This window comes from Paenibacillus ehimensis NBRC 15659, from assembly GCF_004000785.1.
Taxonomy (GTDB): domain Bacteria; phylum Bacillota; class Bacilli; order Paenibacillales; family NBRC-103111; genus Paenibacillus_G; species Paenibacillus_G ehimensis.
In genome coordinates, this window is sequence record NZ_BILX01000063.1 from 17,700 (window position 1) to 40,525 (window position 22,826).

Sequence of the window (22,826 nt, forward strand, 5' to 3'; positions counted from 1 at the left end):
ACAGGAGGTCTTATTTATGAGAAAATTAATTATTGATACGGATACCGGCAGTGATGATGCGGTAGCCATCATTATGGCATTAAAATCAGCGGATGTTAAGGTCGAAGCGATCACGACCGTGTGCGGCAATGTCCCGCTCGAACTGGCAACCAAAAATGCGCTGATGACCATCGAAGTGGCGAACGGCCAAAAGCCGCCTCTTTATGTCGGAGCAGCCAAGCCGCTGATGCGCGATTTGGTTACCGCCGTCAATGTGCATGGCGAGGATGGCATGGGAGATTGCGATTTGATTCATCCTACGCTTGTGCCGGAAAGCCGGCATGCCGTGGATGCGATTCTGGACATTGTTGAAAAGAACGCCGGAGAAATTGAAATTGTCACCATCGGTCCCGTGACCAATATTGCCCTTGCGATTCTAAAAGCGCCCGAAACGATGAAAAAGGTAAAGCATATTTACACCATGGGCACTTCCGGCTTTGGCCCCGGGAATACGACACCGGTTGCCGAATTTAATGTGTATGTCGATGCGGAAGCTTATCGTATGATGCTCAACTCGGGTATCCCTATGACCATTATTGGATTTGATGTCTGTTTAGGAGAAGCGGCTTTGACTCAGGACGATATGGATGTCTTGCTGGCGAGCGGCAAGCCGGAGGCCGTATTTTCGGTGAAATGCAACCGTTCCTTGCTGGAATATAATATCCAAAGATGCAATGAGCCGATTGTGGACTTGCCTGATGCCGTGGCCATGGGTGTCGTGCTCTGGAATGAGATCGTCCTTGAAGAAAAATGGTGCTACTGCTACGTCTGCACCATGGAAGAAGCCGCCTACGGTCAAGTGATCCTCAATGACGGCAGCAAGCTGGCCATTTCCGACGGCTTTGCAGGTCATACCCCGAATGCCAAAGTGTGCAAAACGATTGATAATTCGTTATTCAAAGAGAAATTAATCAGCCTGCTTGTAAGGTAACAGAGGTTACTATGATTATCAACTATGTGCATTGTTTTATTGCTCAAGACCAACAATTTCTGATGCTTCGAAGGAACAACCCTCCCTTTAAAAAGATGTGGAATTGCGTCGGCGGCAAGATGATGCCGGATGAAACGTCCCGGGATGCCGTCGTTCGTGAAGTCAAGGAGGAAACCGGACTGGACCTCCAGTTTGTTCAGTTCAAAGGGATTGCCACTTGGAATCAGACGGGCGGCATGTACATTTTTGTTGCCGATCGGTTTACAGGGGAATTGACGGAATGCACGGAAGGAACGCTGGCTTGGAAAAGCAAGGAGTGGATCCTGCAGTCGCCGGAAGTCGTGAGCAGCATCCGGACGATTCTGGATGACGTGCTTGCGACGGATGTCCCTGTGGAATATGCGCTCTTTTACACCGGGGCGGAATTTGAAGGAGATCTATGGAAATATGAGGTGATGCGTAATGATAAACATAACGATTCGAAAAGAATTAGCCGAGGATTATCGTAGTACGGAAGAAGTGGTAAAGCGTGCTTTTGCCGATATGGAATTCAGCGATCAAAAAGAACATGAACTGGTCGCTCGAATCAGAAAATCCGCTGTATTCATTCCCGAGTTATCGTTAGTAGCCATGAATCAAGACAATAAAGCAATCGTCGGACATATTCTTCTAAGCAAAATAAAAATTAGCGGTGACCAACAAAGCGTAGAATCCCTTGCTCTTGCTCCTGTTTCGGTCTTGCCGGATTACCAAAAGCAAGGCATCGGAAGGCTCTTAATTACCGAAGCTTTGCACAAAGCAAAAGAACTCGGATACCATTCCGTTGTCGTATTGGGACATCCGGAATATTATCCGAAGTTTGGCTTCAAAAAAGCATCGTTATGGGGGATCAAAGCACCTTTTGAAGTGCCGGAAGAAGCATTGATGGCATTAGAGCTGCGTGAAAATGCGCTTGATCATGTTTCAGGGGTTGTTGAATATCCAAGCGTGTTCTTTTTGGAGTCGTAAAGATTATGCAGTATCGGAGAGGACGCACCGTAAACAAAAACACGGGAGCGTTCTTTTTTTGAACTAACACGCAAGATAAGTAGTTGATCTTAGCCAGTACTATTAAGATTGATCTGCTATGAAGAAAAGTTATCATAAACCGCTTCGTAAATGGGTTTTGCATATTCTTGAAAAAAAGACGACCTCAACCTTTCTTATCTATGAATTTTTCGGTTGTTCACTGCTATTTAATTTTTTCGCTTACAGTTTAAATGAAAGCACGGAAGTTGCCACTGGTTACATTGTTATTCCCGTTCTATATAAAGGGATTTTCACCCGGCTGCAGCGGAAATGTCTCAACTGATATTACCAGGTGGTTAGTCCGGCTTGAGCTTATTTCTTAATGCTAGAATATATTTGTCCAGCTCATTCGTTAATTGGGTTGATTCGTACCCGACGTCTTCCAATGAAAGGGTATTGAAATACGTTAATTCGTTGTCCCCATCCGTAATCGTAAGGTAATATAAATATCCAACACCAGAGGATTGATCGCTCTTTTTGCGAAGTTTTATTTCTTTTAATTTGTTGGAAATTTCACCGAGCGTTTGTTCATCGTTAATCTGCAAAACTTTTCCGGTGTCTCCATACTTAATTTCAACCTTGGTGATTTTATCAAAATCGCTTTTTAATATCACGGATAACGGAATTGGAACAGCCGGGGCATCTTTTAAAGTAATTTCATTAAGATGGGCGTTATAATTTATCGATATCCCCACATTTTCTGCAATCAATCGAAGAGGGACATAGGCATGATTTTCGTAATTTAATACCTTGTATTCGCTCATATCCATTCTCTTGTCATTAAAACTAATCTTCACCGGAAATAAGAACGCTTGAATGAAATCCGAGGCATAAACCATGGTAGTCATAGAAACAAACGCACCACAAACAAATCCGATTACATACTTCCTCATTTTGTATCAACCCCCATAATATTGGTATAATTTGTTTGACGTTACTGGTGTAACAAAGTTGCTTCCTTAAAATTTGAATGATCAGACCACTCTATGGATCCACTTTAAAGGAGAAACATTATGGAAAAACTATGGCTTTTCTTGGCTATTATTGCTAGCCCAATGATTGCATTCCTTTTTATGTATTTGTTTATTGGGTGCTTTGTCGAAGGAAAAGAAAGGCGGAGGGTGGCAGTTTCGGTACTTTTTTCTATCCTGGTTTGGGTAACCTTAGGTTGTATTATAATGTCAGCAGCCTAATTCCTAGATTTCATCGGCAATCTTAAGGGGCGTGATAGGTAGTGAAAATATCAAAATTCATCTTAAGCATTTGTTTAATAGTCTCATTAGCATTAAATGTTTACTTGATTAAGAATCAAATGACCACGAATAATAAGCAACAAAAGATTGATCTAGATTTTAAAGCATCTATAGGAAGAATTTCCGATTCTCTTGCTGCTGTAACTGATGGAAATTATGTCGGTTATTTAACCGCGATCGAACATGCCTCCAAAGCAAACGCATTATCCAAATATTCATCGTATAATAAAGAGAACAGCAATATAACAGGCACAACGTCAGAGCTTATCAATGAATTTAGGAATCTCTATGCCAGTCAAAAAAATTTGGCTGATAAAGAAAGACTAATGCAAGGTTTTCAGCAATTATCGGCAGAGCCCAATCATCGCGAAACTATGGACAACATTCTAATGTTGCTTAATAAACAATAAAAATAACCCCCTTGAGTGAGGGGGTGTGATCATTACTTATGTGTCTTTGTTCCTTTTTTTCCAGTGTAAGGGTTGGTATTGCCTTTGGTGCTCCAATTGTTCTTGAAGCTCTTGTCTTTGCTGGATCGATGATGGGATTGAACGTGAGTGCCGTTTTTCTTGGTATAACTTTTTACTTTTGTCGCCGCGGAAGCAGAACCGGCGAAGCTAAGTGCGAGCACGGCGCTCATCAGGAGCAGGATCAGTTTTTTCATGGTTGTCCTCCTTCATTCGGAATGAAAATCAGGACTATTTTACCATATTTCCGGTTATTTGCGACTATAATTTTAAATATGTATCCGAAAAAACAAGGGGATTCGAAGCGCGCATGTTGCGTCATCGAATCCCCTTGTTTGCGGTTGTCCCTCAAGCTGTCGTCTGAGCCGCACTGCCGGATTGGAGCTGGTACATGCGGTAGTACCGGCCTTGCAGCCGCATCAGCTGTTCGTGATTGCCCCGCTCGACGATTTCGCCGCGATGGAGCACGAGAATTTGATCGGCTTCGCGGATCGTGGACAGCCGGTGGGCGATTACGAACGTCGTCCGGCCTTCGCTGACGACCCGCAGCGCCTCCTGAATCAGTCCCTCCGTCTCGCTGTCGATGCTGGCCGTTGCCTCGTCGAGAATAAGGATGGCCGGGTCGAAGGCGAGCGCCCGCGCGAAGGAGATGAGCTGCCGCTGCCCGGCGGACAGCGTGCTGCCCCGCTCGACCACCGGCTCGTCTACGCCGCCAGGCAGCTGCTCGACGAAGGAGGCCGCGCCGACATCCTTGAGCGCCTGGCGAACCTGCTCCGGCCCGATGCGCTCGTTGTACAAGCTCACGTTGAACTTGATGTCGCCTGCGAACAAGAACGGGTCCTGCAGCACGATGCCCATATGCTTGCGCAGCGCCTGCTTCGAGAGCGTACGGATTTCCGTTCCGTCGATGCGAATTTCCCCTTCCGTCGGCTCGTAGAAGCCCAGCAGCAGGTTCATGATCGAGCTTTTGCCCGAACCGGTATGCCCAACAAGCGCGATGGTCTCGCCTTTTCGCGCCTCGAACGAAATGCCGCGGAGCACGGGCTCTCCGGTTTTGTAGGCGAAGGTGACGTTGTCGAAGACGACATGGCCTTCCGGCCGCGCTACTGCGTCCGACGAAGCTACTTCGGTGCCTTCGATATCGAGCAGGTGAAACACTTTTTCCGCCGACACGACAGCCCGCTGCGCGTTCAGCATTTGGTCGAAGATCCCAATGATCGGCTGGAAAAGCCGCCCCGTATAATCGATAAACGCGTAGAATACGCCGAACGAAATCGCGGTCTGGAGCGATTGTCCGCCAAAATACCAGATGGCGCCGGCCGTGAAGAAGGCCCCGACGAGTCCCGTAAAATTGCGCGAGGACAGCGAAAATACGCGGTTCTGCTTGATATGGTTCCGGTAACGGTCCTCGTTGAGCGCATCGAACTCCCGCAGGCGGTTCTTCTCCTGCCGGAACGCCTGCAGAATCGGCATGACCGCGATCGATTCGCTGATCATTGCGTTCATGTCGCTCAGCCGGGCCCGCATGATGGCGACGTACTTTTGCGAAAATTTCAAATGAATGAACATAACGACGGCAAACAACGGAAGCAGCAGCAGCGAGACGAGCGCCAGCTTGACATCAAGCAGAAATAAGGCGATGTAAATACCCGCAATGTTGATCGTGCTTACCACGAATGTCGCCATGAAGCTCATGAACAGATCGCGTATCGCCTCCGTATCGTTCGCAATCCGCGATACGACCTGCCCGATCGGCGTATTATCGAAATAGCGGATCGGCATCCGCTGAATATGGCGCATCAGGTCCATCCGCATCCGCTGGATGATGCGCAGCGCCGTCGTTTGCAGCGTCAAGCCCTGCACGTAATGCAGAATGCTGCCAAGCGCAAGCAGACCGACGAACAGCCCCAGCCAGCGAGCGACCGGGCCGACGTCATGCCGGTAAAACTGCGCGGTTTCCGCAGCAGTCAGCTTGCGGGTACTTTTGCCGCTGTCCGGCGAACTTTGGCTACTCAGAAGGGCGGAATAGCGCGCCAAGTACAAGCCGTCCTCCAGCTGCAAAATCCGCGCGTCTTTCATCACGGACCGGTTAAAGACGACACCGCGGCGTTCCGCCTCCTCCATCCAATCCTGACGAATGTAAAATCTCCCGTCCAATTGAACCTGCTTGACCTCACCCTTAGGCAGATCGAGGCCCGAGGCGACTTCAAACCACGGTAGCCCGATGGCGCCGATGTGGCGGTCGATGATCGTTTTGGCGATAAACGGCCCGGCCAGCTCTGCGCCGACCGCACAGCACAGCACCAGCAGCGCCGCCGCGATACGGAATTTAAAAAGCAGCGCGTAACCGAGCAGCCTGCGCAAAATGGGTTTGCCCGACGATTCGTTTGTTTCTATGGCGATACGACTCACGTCCTTCCCGATGGGCCTGGAATCGCGGCCCTATGATGAAGCGTCCAGCAAGCTTGCTTCGAGCTGCTGACGCTCGAACTGTTCCTTGTACCAGCCGCCGCGATGCAGCAACTGCTCGTGCGTCCCTTCCTCCGCGATCCGCCCGTCTTCCAACACGACGATCCAGTCGGCATGCATGACGGCGGACAGCCGGTGCGTTGCGATCAGCGTCGTCTTCTCGGCACGCTCCGCCCGGATGTGCCCGAGAATGGCGCTTTCGGTACGGGCATCCACGGCGGACAGCGAATCGTCGAGAATGAGAATTTCCGGGTCGGTTAACAAAGCGCGCGCGATGCTTACCCGCTGCTTTTGCCCGCCGGACAGCATGACGCCGTTCTCGCCGACAATCGTTTGCAGCCCATCGGGCAGCTGCTCCACATCCTGCGTAAACGAAGCCATCTCGATGGCCCGGCTGATCTCCTCCGGCGAAGCGTCCGGGCGGCCCAGTGCAATGTTGTCGCGCACGGACTTGGACAGCAGCAGATGCTCCTGCGATACGTAGCCGATCCAGCCGCGCACGCGTTCGATCGCCTGCTCCTCGATTGGTACGTCCGAGAGGCGCACGCTGCCGGATGGTGCCGGGTAGAAGCGCAGCAGTTGCTTCAGCAGGGTGCTTTTGCCGCTGCCGGTCCGCCCTACGATGCCAAGTGTCTGTCCGCGCTCAAGCCGCAAGGAGACGCCGGTCAAGCTGTCTTGGGCCGCTCCCGGATAACGGAACGTAAGGTCGCGCAGCTCGATCGATTCCGGACGTTCGACCTCTACCGGATGGGCGGGATTTTGCACGTCGGGTTGCTGCTCAAAGCTGCGCGTCAAGCGGTCGACGGAAGCCGTTCCGCGCTGCAGCACGTTGATGAACTCGCCGAAGGCGATCATCGGCCAGATCAGCATGCCAAGATAAATGTTGAACGATACGAGCTGTCCGAGCGTAATGTCGTTGTGGAACACCAGATACGAACCGTACCCGATGCCGATAACGTAGCTCAAGCCGACGATCAGCGAGATGGCGGGATGGAATAAAGCATTGATGGCGGCCACGCGGATGTTCTTATCCATCACGTCGCGGGTGATCCGGTCAAATGCGGTCAGGTCGTGCTCCTCCTGTACATACGAGCGGATCACGCGCATGCCGGAAATTGACTCCAGCGCTTGGTCGTTCATCCTCCCGAACGCCGTCTGCGCGGCAATGAACCGCTTTCGCGTATGCTTGCCGAGGACGCTGATCAGCACCGTGAGCAGCGGCAGCGGCAGCAGCGCCGCCAGCATCAGCTTCCAGCTGATGAACGAAATCATCGTCACAAGCACGACCGTCGTGCCGACAATCGTATTCACAAGCGTCATGACGCCGTAACCGGCCGTCTGGCCGATGGCGGGCACGTCGTTGGTGGCCAGAGCCATCAGTTCCCCGGTAGTGTTGCGCTGGAAAAACGACGGCGACATCCGCGTTAAATGAGCGGTTAACCGGCTGCGCAGCAGCTTTTCGAGCAGCAGCGAATTGCCGAACAGCGTCGTAATCCATACGTAGATCATGATATACAGCAGCACGGCCAGACCGATGAGCAGCAGCACGCTCTGCCGCAGTCCTTCGGCGGTCAGCGTACCGGTACGGATGTGGTCGATGACGCTCCCGATCATCCGCGGCGGCAAAATATTCAGCACGCTGACCAAAGCCATCAGGACGATAGCCAGCGCATACCGCCCCCAGCGGTCGCGAAAAAACCAAGCAAGACGCCCGACAAACGACAAAGGAATCCACCTCTTTCTGTCTCCGAATTGAAATTGCCGGGGAGCATCGTCCGACTTCTTTTAATAGGAAACATACATTCGCCTTTTACTCTAATACCATACCATATTCTGGGCGTCTTGCCACCGGGAATTTTTTGATGAAATGAATTTTCATTTCCTGTACGACGGACGGTTCGCTTCATAAATCGCAAAAGCCCTGTCCAAAAGATCGATCGTTTCCGGTTCTAACGGGAAAAGCCGCATTTGCCGCGATTGCTCGGGCGATTTGCGGATTTCCCACAGCTTTTGCATTAAACGTTCATCCCCGCCAAGCATAGTTGTCGTCATCGAAATAATCCGTTCCACAATCCGCTGCGCTTCTTCCGACGCGGGATCTTTTCCCGCCAAGTTCCGAATATCGGCGTACAGCCCGATCCATTGTTCGGATTCCTCGTCGCAGCCGCTGAACGAAGGGATATTTTTTATTTTGGTGCGCTCGTCCGGGCTAAACGTATGCTCCACAAATTGATGCTGCAAAGAAGGGTTCTGCTGAGACAGAGCGATGAGCTCGTACAGCAGCCCCGGCTTTAATTCGCCTTCCAGCTTGAAAATGGTTTCGATTTCTTTCATTTTTCTTTCCATCGTTTCCAAGTGAATCCGCTGCTCCCGAATCGCATGAAGCTGCTGTCGAAAAAAAGGCTCCCAGCCGGAATCTTGACCGTCCAGCATGGTCTTAACCTTGTTCAGCCCGAAGCCGAGGCTCTTCAACAGCATAATTTTATACAATCTGACCACGTCTTCCTCGGCATACAGCCGGTGTCCTCCCGGTGTTTTACCGGAGGGCCTCAGCAATCCGATCGAATCGTAATACCGCAAGGTTCGGACCGTGATCCTCGTCTTTCGTGCCAGCGCTTGGATGGGAATCATGCTTTTTATTCCTTTCGCCTGTCATTTTGGTTACCGGTAATGTGAGCTTAACCGTTGGAGAGAAAAAATAAAAGGGTAAACGAGCCGTTCAAAATTCCATGCAGCAGGATGGAAAACCAGAGCGTCCCTGTCCGCTCGTAAGCCAAGGCGAATACGGCTCCCGTTACGACGGCGTTCGGAACCACTTCCCAAGAGGGAGCATGGGCCAATCCAAAAACGAAGCTGCTGACCGCAACGGAAACCCCTGTGTTCAAGCGGTTCCTGAGATAGCGGTACAAGACTCCGCGGTACGCCGTCTCTTCCACGACCGGCGCGACGATGGCCGTCATCAGCACCGAGAGAAGCAGGCCCGCCGATTCGACTGCCGACGCTTTACTGGACCCTCCGGTCCAAAACAAGGAAGTCATCCAAAAGGACAGGACCGAGCACAGCACAGTAACGATGCTCCATGGAATCAGCCGAAGCCAATCCTGACGTTGCAAAGGACGGAAGCCCAAGACGGTCCAAGACAACCGGTCCCCGCGGACTATCAACAGCCAGACGGTTAGAAATTCGAGGATATGGACAACGACCGCTCCGATATAATCCGCCAGCGCCCGCGCGGCTCCTAACGGCTCCAGCAGCAGCCCCACCGCTTCAAATGCGGTTTTCGTTCCCGTTAGGAACATAACAATCATAACGATAAGCGTAGCGATTCCGCCCGGGCGGTCCGGGTCACGATGGGGTAAAGGTTGAGAAGATGACTGATGCATTCTGCACCCTCCTTTTAAGTCCATTCTTTTTGCACAATTCGAATTATAGAAAATGACGTAACGGCAGTTTCAATGTCGAACCTGTGAACAAAACTCAGAGGGAGTCCCCCCGATCAGGGCACGCCAAAAAAGCTTAGTCGTAACCGCACGCGGCTTGACTAAGTTTTTTAAGTAAACTGGAGCGGATGAAGGGTCTAATCCTGCTCTTTAAATATTCTCCTCATCACGTTACGAACCATACGCATTTGCTGTGGCTGCAAAGCGAGGAAGTTCAATAATAATCTAGCATTTCCCTTAGTAGAAATTCTAAGAATCAAGAAGAAAAATGACGAATTCGCGAGAAAGAATGGACTTATCAACAAATAACTAATTATTCTGAATATTTACAATAATTTAATAATAGGCTATCCTAGCATTAAGCAAGACAAATGATTCACCTGATTAAGCCTACGGATATCGCCCTGATTCACACCGAAGTTTGTATCGTTTATATCTTTCAATCCGGATTTGGTTTAAAAATTTAGTAGTGCCGGATTGAAATGGATATAAAAATAAACAAGGGAAAGGGGATAGTCCATTGAAGTAAGGAAGCGAAGCATGCCCCGCCGCGCTTACCTGAAATCCGTACTGTACGCGCACCGAATGAAGGCTGTACCGAGGGCATGCGGGAACCCGATCAGACCTGTTACCCGTTCGCGTACTCTAACGACCGCTTGATTGGAGTGTGTATTTCGAAAATTGAATAAGCAACCTATACCAACATAGGGATTCTGGTTATCACGGATAAGCAGGGTCCCTATTTTCGTGCGTCATACTTCCGTGCCATCCGGGCATACTAACGGGCGAAGCGACGTTTAAGGAGGGTTATGGCAAAGATGGCAAACGACAAAAGCATGCCTCCGGCATCGGGCGAAGAAGTCGAAACGGACGGCATTTACGCGAACGAATGGGGCCGGGAGGAAACGCTCAAGCGAGGCGACGAATTTCCGTACGACAAAACGATGGGACAGACCGAGTGGGAGCTTGTCAGCCTTCCGCTCGAAAGCCAAGAGGAAGAAATGCATAAGAATACGAAAAACAACACGAAACCGCGGCTGCATATCGACCGGGGCGACAAATAAACCGGGCGTTATCGTGTAAAAAAAGAGCGCTCCCCGCGTAGCGGAGAAGCGCTTTTTGGCATGGGTTTGATGCATTTATTTCCGGCCGTAATCCGCCTTGATCTCGCCCCATGCTTTCGTGTTCCACTTGATGATTTTGTTCTTGTAGGTGTTGCTGCGCAGCCAAGCTTCCGCGCGGTCCACGAGCGCCCAGATTTCCTGGGTCGAAGCGTCCCGCACCAAGGTGGAAGCGACCGTTTTATTGCGCACCCAGCTGATTGCCGTCATCGAATCGCTGTAGATTGTCATGTCGCTGCCTTTTCGCTTCAAATAAGCGAGCGCATGGACGATCGCGAGAAACTCGCCCATATTATTCGTGCCTTTGGAAATCGGCTTCTGCTGAAATACGATTTCGCCGGTGCGCGTGTACACGCCTTTGTACTCGACGATACCTGGATTGCCGCTGCACCCTACATCGACGGACAAGCTCTCGGGCTCGTACTCGCCCGCAGCCTTCGCGCCTGCGGCCTTGGAGGTCCGTCCGCCGCTCTTGCCCGTACCGCCGGTGCCGGCCCCTGCGCGCGTCGCGGCTCCGAACGCCTTCTTCCAGCCGGCGGCGAACATTGCCTTGGCCTCCGCCTCGCTCTCGTACGCCTTGAACTTGGCCTGCGGGAATCCGTTCGTCTGGGCTTGGCATTCGGCCCACGATTTATAAATGCCGGGCTGACGCCCTTCCCATACGACATAATACTTCGATTTTGCCACAGTGTTCCTCCTTGGTTCGGCCGGCGTCCGAAATCGCCGCTACCCCTGACGCTGTTTGAAAAACTCGATAAAATAGGCCCCGTACTTGAAAAACTTCGCTTCCCCGACGCCCTTGATCTTGAGCATCGCCGCCGGGTTTGTCGGCTGTACGCCGCACATCTCGCGCAGCGTGCTGTCCGGAAACACGATATACGGCGGAATGCCTTCCCGCTTCGCAATCTCCGTGCGCAGCTTCCGCAGTTCGTCGAACAGCTCCGCTTCGACATCCTGAACAACCGGCGCAGTCGGCTTCAGCCGGATGCGCTGTACGACGCGCTCCTTGCCGCTGAGCACATCGGACGCCTTCGACGACAGCCGGAGGACCGGGTATTTGCCTTCCGTAAGCTGCAGGTAGCCTTCGGCGACAAGGAGCTGGATGAGGTCGATAATGTCTTTTTCCGTCCGGTTCCGCATCAACCCATAGGTGCTGAGACTATCGAAGCCGAAATCCAGCACCTTCTTGTTGCGCGAGCCTTTGAGCACCGAAGCGACCAGCGTCATGCCGAACCGCTCCCGCATACGCTTTACGCAGGAGAAAATCTGCTGCGCTTCGAGCGTAATATCCGTCAGCTCCATATCCGGGCTGACGCAGTTGCTGCACTGCCCGCAGTCTTCTTCCGCTTCGCCGCCGAAATAGCGGACGATGTACCGCTGCAGACACTGCGGCGTATGGCAGTAGTCGGCCATTTGCTGCAGCCGCCGGTATTCCTGCGCCTGCCGCTCCGGGTCCGAGACGGATTGCTCGATCAGAAACTTCTGAATATGAATGTCCTGCGGGCTGAACAGCAGCATGCAGTCGCTCGGCTCGCCGTCACGGCCCGCCCGCCCGGCTTCCTGGTAATAGGCTTCCATATTTTTCGGCATATTAAAATGGACGACGTACCGCACGTTCGACTTGTCAATGCCCATCCCGAACGCGTTGCTCGCCACCATAACGCGTACCTCGTCGTACAGAAACCGCTCCTGCGCGTCCGCGCGTTCCTTATCCGTCAGACCGGCGTGGTATTTGCCCGCGGCCACGCCTTGGCGCAGCAAATATTCGCACAGCTGGTCGACTTCCTTGCGCGTCGCCGCATAGACGATGCCCGCTTCCCCGGCATGCTCGCGGATGTACCCCATCAGCACGTCGCGCTTGTTCTCGCCCTTGATCACCGAAAACGAGAGGTTCTCGCGCGCGAAGCCGGTCACGAACACCTGCGGCTCGCTCAGCTTCAAGTGCTTCACGATATCCTCGCGCACCTGATCGGTCGCCGTCGCCGTAAACGCAGCCAGCAGCGGCCGGTCCGGCAGATGCGCCACCAGCTCGCTGATCCGCATGTAGCTCGGGCGGAAATCGTGTCCCCATTGCGACACGCAGTGTGCCTCGTCCACGGCGACCATCGGCACGACGAGCCCGGACAGCAGCTCCAGAAAGCGCTCCGATTCGAGCCGCTCCGGCGCAACATAGAGCAGCTTGTACTCGCCCCGCTCGGCCTTGCGGATCCGCATCTCCACCTGTGCATACGACAGCGAGCTGTTGATATAGGCCGCGGGCACGCCGATGCTGTCGAGCCCGTCCACCTGGTCCTTCATCAGCGATATCAGCGGCGAAACGACGATCGTCGTCCCGCTCATCATCAGCGCCGGAACCTGGTAGCAGATCGATTTACCCCCGCCTGTCGGCATAATGCCCAGCGTATCCCGCCCGCTGAGCAGACTTTCGATCACCTGTTTCTGCCCTTCGCGAAAATCCGGGTATCCGTAATATTTACGCAGCAGCTCCTGCGCTTCCGCCATCGTCCCGATCGGCTGCCCCGGCTGCCGCTTAACCGCCTGCGGCCGGCGGACCGGCGCTTCGAACAAGTCCGTCTGTACGGGCCGCCGGTTGCGGAATTCCGTGGTTCCTGCCGCCGGTTTACCGGCTTGGCTGGTGTCTCCTCCGGCTCCCCAGCCCGCCTCCCGCGGGTCCCGGTAATCGAAATCGGCCGGCGGTTCGTACCAATTATCGTCAGCCGACGGACCCGGGTCCATAGGCCCGGGGTCCATCGGATCGTACCAATCATCCTGTCGTTTCATGCTTCCTTACTTACCCCTCCCGCTTGTTTCGCCCGCCGCGATACGATCGGCTCCCCGTTCCAGAGCAGCTCCGTCTCCGCACGGCGCGCTTTGACCTCCGGCTCCTCGAGCAGGAGGAAAAAGTTTTTGGTCGGCAGCTCCCCGAGCCCGTGCTTCGCCGAGAGCTTGTCCAAATAAGGACGCATGTCCTCCAAATTGCCGGACATATTGCTCCCGCTGTCCGCAAACGCATAGAGCGCGCTCGCTGCCGGGACCCGTTTGACCCGGAACTGCTCCGCCGCCCGCAGGTAAAAATCCCAGTCCCAGTAATGATACATCTCCGGATCGAACGGACCGAGCCGCTCATGCAGCTCCGGCCGGTACATACAGCCCGACGAGAAGAACGTCGAGAACCGCCGCATCGCCGCAAAGTCGTGCTCGTAGGCGAAAACAAACCGTTTCGTTGCCCGGCGTACCCCATTCACCACGGTATAATCGAAAATTTCCACATCCGGGTAGACCAGATCGCAGTCTTCGATTTCGTGCAGCATCCGCTCCACATGGGGCGGCAGCAGCAAATCGTCGTCGTCGCACAGCATGATATAATCGCCCCGGGCCAGCTCCAGTCCGCGGTTGCGCGCATGTACGTGCTTGAGATTGCTATCCATATCGACCACGGTCAGATCCAGCTCCGGATACAGCTCCTTGAGCTCGTCGACCGGTTCCCCGTTATCGTTGACCACAATAATCTGCAAGTGACGGTACGTCTGCCGCCATAACGATTCGATCAGCTCGGCCAAAACATCCAGCCGGTTATAGGTTGGAATAATAACGGATATCAGCGGCTGCCGATTCATCCCCTTCCCCTCGCTCTCGTATCTTCTACTGAACACTATACCGAAAAATCGGCGAAAGGGAAACTGCCGGAAAGGAAGAGCCCGATGCCCTGGGCGTGGATCAAGGAGCTTCAGATGCGATCCGCTTGATCGCGAATGTTCGGACCGCAGGCTGCAGACCGGAAGAACTCCTTGTGGAAGCATGGAAACCTATTTTGCCGCCTGCAGCCCTATGGTACAATGGAGGAAAGTCATGGAACGATCGGTAGAAAAAACTCGTCGATGAGACTGCCGAGACGGCTAAGCCCGGACTGAACGAAGGAGGATTCCTGCCATGCCGCCAAGAAAACAAGAGCCGCCCGTCCGTTCGGACGCAGCGGAGAAGACCGACGTGAACGGAAAGCTTTTGGAGGGAGCCGAAGCGGCCTCCGCCGCAACCATCCCAGCCGAACGGCAGCAGCCGGGCACCCGGAGCAAGCGGAGCGCCAAGACGACGGCGGACGCACAGCCGACGGAGACGGGCGACGCAGCGGCGAAGACGCGCGCTTCCAAGCGCAAGGGCGCAGCAGGGGCGCTGGCACAGACGAGCGGCGCAGACAGGGACGCGGCGGCGAAGCCACGCGCTTCCAAGCGCAAGGGCGATGCGGGCGTTCAGACAGCGGACCCGCAGCCTAAGGAAGCTGCTGAAGCAGCCCCGCTGGCGGAGGAAGCGGCGCTCACGGTTGCCGCCGCAGCGGAACCGGCACCCGAGCATGCCTTGCCCGCCGCCACGGCCGAGGTCAAAGCAGCCGCGGCCGATACGCCGGAGGAAAATACGGCGCCGGTGCTGCAGCGGCTGGGAGCCCGTCTCAAAAAGAAGGAACGCAACGAGACGCACGATAAGGACCGCGTGTTTATCCGCAAAGATTTGAAGCTGCGTCTGGATGCGCTCGCCGAAAATCGCGGCAAAGGCTTCAAAACGCTGCTGCTGAACTACGGCCTGGAGAAGGCACTGGACGAGTTGGAGCAAGCGGAAGCGGCGCGTCAGGAAGATTGATCGCCTTAGACGAAGCGAGTTCACCCCGATCCCGGAATGAACTCGCTTCGTTTCGCTAACCGCCCCGCCTTGCTTAACGCCGGTGTCTTCTTTTCCCAAGCTGCTTTTCACGGCTTGCCTTCCCAAAAAACTGACAGCCGAATCTCCGAACCGGTGTGCTTTTCCATGCAGGCCGTGCGCCGGATTTAGTTTTTAAATGGAAAGCAAAGCGATGTGGTCTCGCTGCTTGAGGTTTTCGACCATCCGGTACCATGCGTCCGGTTTTTGCGGGAGGACCGCATAGTAGCGCTCCAGAAAGCTCCAGACCAGCGCTGCCGGAACCGCGTCTTGCTCCTCGTCGGCAATCGGCATGAAGCAAAGATCAAGCCCGTGCACCGCTTCTCCGTCATTGTGCCAGGACGGATGCACATAGTCCGTATCCAGCTTTCGGTAGCCGAGATGCGCCAACACTTCGCGGCGGACGAACGAATTCATCGCATTCACGCCTCCGAACTCCAGCTTGCCCGTCAGCTGAGGATTGTAGATCTCGGCGAACATGCCAAGGAATGCTCCGCTGCATGCCGCTACGACCGAACGCAAATCGGCCATTCGGCGACGCGCCAGAAACGGTCCGACGCCAAGACCGTCCCGTCCGATGATCGTAAAATCGGTCATCGCGACCTGCAGGTCTTCGTAATAGCGGTATTCGGTCGCACCGACGACTTCCCCGTCCAGAACGGCGACGAACACCCGGATGCCCGGATCTTGAAGCGGCTCCGCCCACAGCTCGTATTCCAGCACTTCTTCCGGCGGGAACACGCGCTGCATCAGCTCGTGCATTTGGCGAAAATACGGGTCGCCGATAGAGGTTATTCGATGGTATTGCACAGACTTCACCCTCCCCTGATAGCTTTCTCTGCTTGAAACAAGCATCTAAGCTTTCATTATATAGGGAGGCGGATGGTTCTACAACACAGCGTCACTTTTGCTTTCGACGTCCCCACGGCTTCCGAACCGACAGCACGACCATAGCGGCAAGCGACAGGGCTTGCAGCACGATTCCGGCCCACAGCTGCCCGTTATTGACGATGAAGCCCGGCTGCTCCCAGACATCCATACCGCTTGCCGGGATCAGCGTTACCGCCCGCAGCGTCCAAACGTACATCCCGACCGCGCCGAGCAAGATGCACAGCAGCGTCAATCCTTCTTTGGCGATAATCCATTAATAGCGAAACAGTCCCCAAGACGTAAGCGCGGAAAGCAGCACGCCGGCCACGACCGTACCGATCGTCGAAGCCCGCAGCGACGAGGTCGACAGCAAATGCATCACGGTGAACCACGAATACGACCGAATTGCCGAGCCAGATCGCCGAAAATAGGATGTGTGCCGACAGCAGCCACTTTCTTTGCCCAACCGTCAATTTTACCGTGATACCCCCTTCCTGAATCGAATGTTTCATTTGCTCTTCCGCAACACCACCGGTTGTCGTTTACAGTATAGTCCCCGTCTCTAAACGGCCTCTATTAAAATCAAATAAAAAAACAGAGGCCCCTAGAGGCACTCTGCTTCTATTATGCATATCAGGTTGCGGCAGCTTCCGGCAATCCGCGTCGCAGCAACCGCTTGCCGGCGCTCGTCCGGTAGAACAGCCGCTCCAGCAGGCTGAAAACGCTGCCCGACAGCCAGTACAGCCCCAGCGCCACCGGCGCCCGCCACGTAATGACGAGCGGGATCAGCAGGAGGATTGTCCCGAATAACAGCCGCTTGCTTCCGCTCATGGAGACGGCGGCGGCATCGGCCAGCGGAATCATGCCTACGGCGAACGACAGCAGACCCGTAGCGATCGGGATCAAATGGAACGGATCGGCCTCGGCCAAATGCGCGACCCAAGGGATCAAAATCGATGTCATCGTACTGCCGTGCGTCAAGAACAGGCCGTACATGGCCATAAGCACCGGCATTTGAATAATGGCCGACAGCGGCGAGCTTAATGGATTGATCCCGTACTTGCCGTAAACTTTGGTTGTTTCTTGCACTAGCTTGGCCGGGTCGTTCCCGCAGGTTTCCCGCAGCTTGCTAAGCTCGGGGAAGGCGGCGGCGGAACGGACCTGCTGCCGGGCGGCCAGCAGATTGAAGCGGTACAGCGCGCCCTTCACAAGCAGCGTGAGCACAATGACTGCAGCGCCCCAGTCGCGGGTCCATTCGAACGTCCAGGACAGGACATAAGCTAACAGATCAATAATAGGTTGAAACCATGTATACATGAGGGAACTCCTTCCGTTGCGATTGAGCCGAGTCATCGAGAATCAATCGTCAACACTTCTTGCGATTGAGCCGAGTCATTTCGAGGATCAATCGTCAACACTTCTTGCGATTGAGCCTCGCTCTTCTCTCAATCGTCAACCATTGAAATTTTCGGCTAACCGACCATCTCATTCCAACGGAAAGGAGCGTTTGCTTCTTCAGATAACGCCGAGGACCGCGGCGGGCATTTTCGGCGAACGAAGACGGTGCGCGGACTTTTTCTGGCCCGGTCATGACGTTTGAGCGGAAGCTTGGCTAGCTCGGCGGCCGGCTCGAATGCAAGGGCCAACCGCTTCCCCGCCCATCCGAACCATGGCACGACGAACAGCGAAGCCAGCCCGATCGCCAGCAGCAGCGCCAGATCCAGAGACCACTCCATATCCGTTCACCTCCTTTGACGCGTTTTTGCTTACTTAACGTGTTACGGAATTGCCCGCAATTCGTTTCACTGCGGCAAGGCATTCCCTTGCTGTGCCAAGAGCTTGCGGTATTTCACGAAGCTGACGATACGCCAAGGAACGACATAAGCGACTGCGATCAAGTAGAACAGCATCCCCAGCTCGGCCGGATCAAGCCCGGACAAGTAGCTGCGCAGCGCCAGCCTGATGACAATAAGTCCTACCACGGCGAAAATAAATGCCTTGCTCTTTTTCGGATAAATCTGCCCGTCTTCGCGAAGCTCGTAATTCGTCGTCATAATCATCGGCACGGATAAAATAAGTCCGAACAGCAGGGACAGCGTTACTTCCTTCACGGTCAAATGAAGCTCCGGATTGAGCAGACCGAAGATGCCGAAGCCCAAAAAAAGCAGCGGCAGCAACAGCCGATATCCGCTGCCTTTCACCGGCTTGGCCGCCGCGCGCATTCTCCGCCAAAGCACAAGCGCAATGATGACAATAACCAATATCACGGGGAAAGCCGTCGATTGCATACCATACCATCCCATCCTTATATTTTTGATATAAACTATTTTATACATAAATGATATAATCGATCAAACCAATACAGCTTGTCCCTCTAAAAACCATACGCCGGAAAACGACAAAAAACCCTTGCCTTGCAAGCGGCAGGGGCTAAGTCGGCTTTAAGACCTCTTCTGCATCCGGGCGTAGGACAAAATGCGTTTGTACATCGTTTTGTTTTTAAGGGCGTTAAAAATCGATTTGTCCGGCTTCGTATTGACTTCGAGAATCCAAGGCTTCAGCGTGGCATCGATCGCGACATCGACACCGAAAGCGGGGAATTTCGGATACTGTACGCTCATATATTCACTGACGCCTCTACCCAAGTTTTTCAGCTCTTGAATGAATCCGCTTCTGCGTGTCCCGTGAATATGAGGGGACAGGAGCTTGCCGGCGGGCATCGGGGTTCCTCCGCTGTGATAGTTGGTGACGATTTTTCTCGGTCTGGCCAGCCGGCCGACGATTCCCGTTACGTCCCAGCCTTGCTGCCGGTTGCGTTGGACCATGATGCGCAGATCGAACGGGCGTTTCTTGTAATGAAGCAGCGGAATCGCTTTTTGCGCGAGATAGCTTCGCCCGGCCGTCTTTCCGGAGACCGCCGAGTACAAGCTGCCGAACGATCGAAACGTCCGGGTAGCAAAGCCGCTCCGGAGCGTGTAACGCCCCTCGCCTATGCGGGTTATTTTCATGATCCCGTGCCCGCCCGTGCCGTTGTTCGGCTTCAGGTAAACCGCCCCCCAGCGCTTCAGCATAGCCCGGACATTAGCCCGGCTCACCCTTTGTGTCTGCGGAAGGTACGGCTTCCAACGTTCGGCGGTTTTCAAATAACAGTATTTCCCCCATTTGGAGTTGGCATAAACCAAATCGATCACCTCCCGTCTAAGCCATGGTATTGTATGTGCGCTGCGCGCCTTTTGGAACAGGCATATGCATCACGTCAGCAGACCGCGAGGGAATATTTTTCAAAAAAAGCTGTACTACCTGGATCTGTACAATTACGCGGGACGGTTCGGTGATACGGTCCGGCCGCAAGAGATTGCGGGCAATCTGAAGCAAAAAGACGCGTATATATCGGAGACTGTTCGTTCAAGGAAGCTTGAGGAGCTGTGGACGACCTTCGATTCGATCAACCGCAAAATGCTGATAACCGCCCTTCTTGACCCCGGCCTGCGCTTCCGCTAGTCTGAAAGAAACGTAAATGCGGGAGGAGAATGACGATGTCCGAACGGCCGCCAAAACGGGATCAGACGTACGGTGTCGGAAAAGAACCGACAGACCGCCCTATCATTCCTTTGCCGAAAGAAACGCTTGAAGACCAGGACGCCATGCTCGCAGCGCAGAAGGAGCGGCAAAGCTGGATCGACGAGGCTTATGAGGATTTTGTAAAAAACGGCGGGCTGGAGCATTTGCCCGGCTTCGGAAAGCCGCTGACGGTGCCGGCCGGAGACGCATGGTCGTCCTTGCTCAAGCAAGCCAAGGTCGAGCATCCTTGGGTCATGCTGCGGAAGGAGATCGGCTCGCTTATGGAGAAAGCGATGCATCGGATGGCCAAAAGCTCCGCCGACCCGGAAATCGACGCGCTGATCGAGGATGCAAACAAGCAGATCGCGGAGCTGAACCGCCAAGCCCCGAGCCTGTCCCTGCACCGCAGCCGTTTGTCCCGCGACAACCTGTACGAACAGTATGACCGCTGGTATGGGGAGAAGTGATTTGACCGATGCATAACATGAAAACCCCCGGAGCCGTTTCGCCCAGTTTAAAGGGAGCGGCTTCGGGGGTATTTTGTCGGTATCGGCGTTTCCGATTAGAACGATTCGTGAATGACCACGTCGCTAAGCGGCAGACGTTCGGTCGCGCGTGCCGGGCTGGCCGCTTTGCCGATCGGGAGAAGCATAACCGGGATATAGCGTTCCGGAATGTTGAACTCTTGAATCAAAGCAGCCGGGTTGTACCCGCCCATCGGAACGGTGTCGTAGCCTTTGGCCCGTGCAGCCAGCATGAGCTGCATAGCGGCCAGCGAAGCGTTGCGGATCGCTTCGTCGCGGGCTACCGTCGGATTGTTCGCGTAGGCGCCGTTAATTTGGCCAAGCATCGTGTCGCGGACTTCCGGCGTCGCCTTTTCAAAGACGATCGGCGCCGTCAAATTCGCTTGCAGGTCGCCGAGTACGACGACAACCGCGGATGCGTCGGATACTTGCTGTTGGTTGGAGGCGATCGGAAGCAGACGGTCTTTATTTGCCTGCTCGCGGATGACCAGAAAACGCCAGTGCTGCAAGTTCCAGGACGACGGTGCGCTTACGGCCAGCTCCAGAATTTCATTCAGCTCGGCATCCGGGATAACGACGTCCCGTTGATATTGACGGACGGAATGGCGGGACAAGATGACTTGCTCGGCGGTTTGTTGCTGTTCTACTTGGCTCATGATTTCCACTCCTTTAATTGTATAACTCTATTTAGTATCATAACGCAATTAACTTACTTTTGTAAAGTACCATACGAAAAATTATGCACGCCGGTTTGTACTGCAACGCGTATAGTTTTTACCTTGAAACGGACAAATACAGCGTGAAGATGCTTCCTTTTCCTTCCCTCGCTTCACAGCGTCAAGCGGCCGGCCAGCAGCTTTGTCAGCTTGGAAAATGGCATCTCGTCCTCCGGATCGGCCATGTTTTATGCATCGGGAGGAGCCGGTCAAGCAGCTTGTATAGATTTTGTTCAGATTTATTTGTTACCATAGGACGGATAAACGATTAAAAAAGGAGTTGTTGCATCGTGTTTCATTTGTCCCACGTCCTTGGACGAATGAGAAACCGCTGGTTCGCGGCGGCGTCGTTCGTCACGGGGAGCGTGTGGTCCGCGCATTTGGCCGTGCTCGTATTTCATTGGGACGATAATGTGCGCTATGATACAACCTTAACCTTGATTTCTCTACTTGCTGGCATCATGACGACGTTCCTTATCTTTCATCTGGCTCTGTTCGGAAACAAAAGCCGCATTCAGCTGGCGGGCGGCGGCTTGCTCACGATGATCGGGATGGCAACGATGTATATAACGGGCAGCGAAGCCGCCATCGCTCCGGATGACGACAGAGCTTATCTCGTCCATTCCGTTCTGCGCCCGGTAGATTTGTTTTTGCTGTTCGGCGTTCTGGCCGCGATGTGTCTCGTGTACGTCGTCGCTTGGCGGGCTATGCGCCTCCAGCGGCAAGCGCTCGAGAAGCTGGCGTATACCGATCCTCTGACCGGTTTGCTCAACCGGAACGCTTGGGAGCGCTATGCCGAGAAAAACGCCGCAAACCGGAACACGGCGTTCTTGTTTTTGGATTTGGACGAGTTCAAGTCCGTCAACGATACGCTCGGACACGACACCGGAGATTTGCTCATTTGGGAAGTGGGACAACGTTTAAAAGCGTTCCGGAACAAGCATCGGCAAATCTTCCGGCTCGGCGGGGATGAATTTCTGCTGGTCGCTCTCCAGAGCAGCGAGGCGTCCGCCAAAAAAACGGCATGCGACATCCTCGAAACGATCAAGGCGCCTTACCGTCTGGCGGGAAAGGTGCTTCATGTGTCAGGCAGCATCGGCATCTGCCTCGGCTCCGCTCCCGGATCCAGCTGTACCAGCATGCTGAAAGATGCGGATGCCGCCATGTATCGCGCCAAATTGTTGGGAAGAAACCGGTTCTGCACGTATCGGGAAGGTATGAGCCCGTTGTTGAGCCCAACGCGCGGTACGGGCAAAGGCTTGCCCAAGAGCATCGCCAAAGGCAGAGGGGCCTGAGCCCGGCAGCCGTGTAACGACCGGACGAAGGAAGGGTAGGGAACCCTCGAAGAAACGCTTACATTTTGCATCGGTTTCCTGTATAGTGAAAGTATCATGAACACAGGGAGTGATGCTCATTGTTGATGCGAACGACCGAGTTTTATGAAACCTTGCCCTCCAAATGCTGCGATACGTGCGGCGAACCGCTGGAGGAAATGGCCGATTGTTACACGTCCACCTGTACGAAGTGCAAAGGACATACGTTCTATCCGCTCAGCCCGATTCCCGGGCCGACAGCTCATCCGGAATAGTCTGACGCCCCTGCCGAGGGGGCGTTTTTTTGCGTGCGCGCACAAGCAAATAACGAAAAAGCCGCTCATCCCGTTCAGGATGAGCGGCTT

27 protein-coding genes are annotated in these 22,826 nt (G+C 54.0%); 11 read left to right on the forward strand and 16 right to left on the reverse strand.

Annotated features, from left to right (window positions below; translation table 11 throughout):
* Positions 1–16: 16 nt before the first annotated feature.
* From PEH01S_RS26215 to PEH01S_RS26225, 3 genes are read left to right on the forward strand one after another with little or no spacing between them, the layout of a single operon-like run.
* Positions 17–970: a nucleoside hydrolase gene (locus PEH01S_RS26215; RefSeq protein WP_025844881.1), complete on the forward strand. Its 954-nt coding sequence runs from the start codon at positions 17–19 to the stop codon at positions 968–970.
* A gap of 11 nt (positions 971–981) precedes the next feature.
* Entirely contained in the window at positions 982–1,479 is a 498-nt protein-coding gene (locus PEH01S_RS26220) for an NUDIX hydrolase (protein ID WP_051570132.1), read from the forward strand.
* Complete coding sequence (locus tag PEH01S_RS26225; RefSeq protein WP_127489004.1) at positions 1,433–1,978, forward strand: GNAT family N-acetyltransferase; 546 nt, start codon at positions 1,433–1,435, stop codon at positions 1,976–1,978. Before PEH01S_RS26220 ends, PEH01S_RS26225 begins: the two co-directional genes overlap by 47 nt.
* A 356-nt stretch (positions 1,979–2,334) precedes the next feature.
* Here PEH01S_RS26225 and PEH01S_RS26230 read toward each other — a convergent pair whose 3' ends face one another.
* Positions 2,335–2,931 carry a hypothetical protein gene (locus tag PEH01S_RS26230; RefSeq protein WP_127489006.1) on the reverse strand — a complete coding sequence of 199 codons (597 nt, stop codon included), beginning with the start codon at positions 2,929–2,931 and terminating at the stop codon, positions 2,335–2,337.
* A gap of 120 nt (positions 2,932–3,051) precedes the next feature.
* On the opposite strand from PEH01S_RS26230, the gene PEH01S_RS26235 reads away from it, so the two are divergent.
* Both PEH01S_RS26235 and PEH01S_RS26240 read left to right on the forward strand, forming a co-directional pair.
* Complete coding sequence (locus PEH01S_RS26235) at positions 3,052–3,231, forward strand: hypothetical protein (protein ID WP_127489008.1); 180 nt, start codon at positions 3,052–3,054, stop codon at positions 3,229–3,231.
* A gap of 41 nt (positions 3,232–3,272) precedes the next feature.
* Positions 3,273–3,701, forward strand: coding sequence for a hypothetical protein (locus tag PEH01S_RS26240; protein WP_127489010.1), 429 nt, complete (start codon positions 3,273–3,275; stop codon positions 3,699–3,701).
* Between the two features lie 32 nt (positions 3,702–3,733).
* On the opposite strand, the gene PEH01S_RS26245 is transcribed toward PEH01S_RS26240, so the two are convergent.
* The 5 genes from PEH01S_RS26245 to PEH01S_RS26265 form a co-directional block, all read right to left on the reverse strand.
* Entirely contained in the window at positions 3,734–3,955 is a 222-nt protein-coding gene (locus PEH01S_RS26245) for a hypothetical protein (protein ID WP_025844893.1), read from the reverse strand.
* Positions 3,956–4,106: 151 nt separating this feature from the next.
* The gene (locus PEH01S_RS26250) at positions 4,107–6,170 is read right to left on the reverse strand and encodes an ABC transporter ATP-binding protein (protein WP_407669482.1); all 2,064 of its coding nucleotides are present in this window, start codon (positions 6,168–6,170) and stop codon (positions 4,107–4,109) included.
* Positions 6,171–6,200: 30 nt separating this feature from the next.
* Positions 6,201–7,952, reverse strand: a complete 1,752-nt coding sequence (locus PEH01S_RS26255) for an ABC transporter ATP-binding protein (RefSeq protein ID WP_127489012.1) — start codon at positions 7,950–7,952, stop codon at positions 6,201–6,203.
* Positions 7,953–8,102: 150 nt separating this feature from the next.
* Positions 8,103–8,858 carry a MerR family transcriptional regulator gene (locus tag PEH01S_RS26260; RefSeq protein WP_127489014.1) on the reverse strand — a complete coding sequence of 252 codons (756 nt, stop codon included), beginning with the start codon at positions 8,856–8,858 and terminating at the stop codon, positions 8,103–8,105.
* Positions 8,859–8,905: 47 nt separating this feature from the next.
* The gene (locus PEH01S_RS26265) at positions 8,906–9,610 is read right to left on the reverse strand and encodes a CPBP family intramembrane glutamic endopeptidase (protein ID WP_164828046.1); all 705 of its coding nucleotides are present in this window, start codon (positions 9,608–9,610) and stop codon (positions 8,906–8,908) included.
* An 875-nt stretch (positions 9,611–10,485) separates the two neighbouring features.
* On the opposite strand from PEH01S_RS26265, the gene PEH01S_RS26270 reads away from it, so the two are divergent.
* Positions 10,486–10,731, forward strand: coding sequence for a hypothetical protein (locus tag PEH01S_RS26270; protein ID WP_025844901.1), 246 nt, complete (start codon positions 10,486–10,488; stop codon positions 10,729–10,731).
* A 75-nt stretch (positions 10,732–10,806) separates the two neighbouring features.
* On the opposite strand, the gene rnhA is transcribed toward PEH01S_RS26270, so the two are convergent.
* From rnhA to PEH01S_RS26285, 3 genes are all read right to left on the reverse strand, one after another.
* Positions 10,807–11,475, reverse strand: coding sequence for a ribonuclease H (rnhA, locus tag PEH01S_RS26275; RefSeq protein ID WP_127489018.1), 669 nt, complete (start codon positions 11,473–11,475; stop codon positions 10,807–10,809).
* 39 nt (positions 11,476–11,514) lie between these two features.
* Complete coding sequence (gene recQ, locus PEH01S_RS26280) at positions 11,515–13,290, reverse strand: DNA helicase RecQ (RefSeq protein WP_127489038.1); 1,776 nt, start codon at positions 13,288–13,290, stop codon at positions 11,515–11,517.
* Between the two features lie 275 nt (positions 13,291–13,565).
* Positions 13,566–14,405, reverse strand: a complete 840-nt coding sequence (locus PEH01S_RS26285) for a glycosyltransferase family 2 protein (protein ID WP_127489020.1) — start codon at positions 14,403–14,405, stop codon at positions 13,566–13,568.
* A 313-nt stretch (positions 14,406–14,718) separates the two neighbouring features.
* Here PEH01S_RS26285 and PEH01S_RS26290 point away from each other — a divergent pair, with 313 nt between their 5' ends.
* Positions 14,719–15,420: a hypothetical protein gene (locus PEH01S_RS26290; protein ID WP_127489022.1), complete on the forward strand. Its 702-nt coding sequence runs from the start codon at positions 14,719–14,721 to the stop codon at positions 15,418–15,420.
* Positions 15,421–15,612: 192 nt separating this feature from the next.
* Here the strand turns inward: PEH01S_RS26290 and PEH01S_RS26295 are convergent, their stop codons facing one another.
* The 6 genes from PEH01S_RS26295 to PEH01S_RS26320 form a co-directional block, all read right to left on the reverse strand.
* Positions 15,613–16,287 (reverse strand): GNAT family N-acetyltransferase, encoded by a 675-nt coding sequence (locus PEH01S_RS26295; RefSeq protein WP_127489024.1) that lies wholly within the window; start codon positions 16,285–16,287, stop codon positions 15,613–15,615.
* A 91-nt stretch (positions 16,288–16,378) separates the two neighbouring features.
* The gene (locus PEH01S_RS35580; RefSeq protein WP_246063068.1) at positions 16,379–16,600 is read right to left on the reverse strand and encodes a hypothetical protein; all 222 of its coding nucleotides are present in this window, start codon (positions 16,598–16,600) and stop codon (positions 16,379–16,381) included.
* A 380-nt stretch (positions 16,601–16,980) separates the two neighbouring features.
* The gene (locus PEH01S_RS26305) at positions 16,981–17,664 is read right to left on the reverse strand and encodes a YidC/Oxa1 family membrane protein insertase (protein ID WP_127489026.1); all 684 of its coding nucleotides are present in this window, start codon (positions 17,662–17,664) and stop codon (positions 16,981–16,983) included.
* Between the two features lie 155 nt (positions 17,665–17,819).
* On the reverse strand, positions 17,820–18,083 hold the full coding sequence (locus PEH01S_RS26310) for a hypothetical protein (protein WP_127489028.1): 264 nt from the start codon (positions 18,081–18,083) through the stop codon (positions 17,820–17,822).
* Between the two features lie 66 nt (positions 18,084–18,149).
* On the reverse strand, positions 18,150–18,635 hold the full coding sequence (locus PEH01S_RS26315; RefSeq protein ID WP_025844913.1) for a cytochrome c biogenesis protein CcdC: 486 nt from the start codon (positions 18,633–18,635) through the stop codon (positions 18,150–18,152).
* 153 nt (positions 18,636–18,788) lie between these two features.
* The gene (locus tag PEH01S_RS26320; RefSeq protein WP_025844914.1) at positions 18,789–19,529 is read right to left on the reverse strand and encodes a YheC/YheD family protein; all 741 of its coding nucleotides are present in this window, start codon (positions 19,527–19,529) and stop codon (positions 18,789–18,791) included.
* 64 nt (positions 19,530–19,593) lie between these two features.
* Between PEH01S_RS26320 and PEH01S_RS26325 the strand changes: the two genes are divergently transcribed.
* A complete protein-coding gene (locus tag PEH01S_RS26325; RefSeq protein WP_025844917.1) occupies positions 19,594–19,848 on the forward strand; it encodes a hypothetical protein in 255 nt (84 codons plus the stop codon).
* A gap of 35 nt (positions 19,849–19,883) precedes the next feature.
* The gene (locus tag PEH01S_RS26330; protein WP_127489030.1) at positions 19,884–20,375 is read left to right on the forward strand and encodes a DnaJ family domain-containing protein; all 492 of its coding nucleotides are present in this window, start codon (positions 19,884–19,886) and stop codon (positions 20,373–20,375) included.
* A 95-nt stretch (positions 20,376–20,470) separates the two neighbouring features.
* Here the strand turns inward: PEH01S_RS26330 and PEH01S_RS26335 are convergent, their stop codons facing one another.
* Positions 20,471–21,088 carry a nitroreductase family protein gene (locus PEH01S_RS26335; RefSeq protein ID WP_127489032.1) on the reverse strand — a complete coding sequence of 206 codons (618 nt, stop codon included), beginning with the start codon at positions 21,086–21,088 and terminating at the stop codon, positions 20,471–20,473.
* Between the two features lie 350 nt (positions 21,089–21,438).
* Between PEH01S_RS26335 and PEH01S_RS26340 the strand changes: the two genes are divergently transcribed.
* Together PEH01S_RS26340 and yhfH are read left to right on the forward strand one after the other, a co-directional pair.
* Positions 21,439–22,443, forward strand: a complete 1,005-nt coding sequence (locus tag PEH01S_RS26340) for a diguanylate cyclase domain-containing protein (RefSeq protein ID WP_127489034.1) — start codon at positions 21,439–21,441, stop codon at positions 22,441–22,443.
* 125 nt (positions 22,444–22,568) lie between these two features.
* Positions 22,569–22,736 carry a protein YhfH gene (gene yhfH, locus PEH01S_RS26345; RefSeq protein ID WP_246063070.1) on the forward strand — a complete coding sequence of 56 codons (168 nt, stop codon included), beginning with the start codon at positions 22,569–22,571 and terminating at the stop codon, positions 22,734–22,736.
* Positions 22,737–22,826 lie beyond the last annotated feature (90 nt).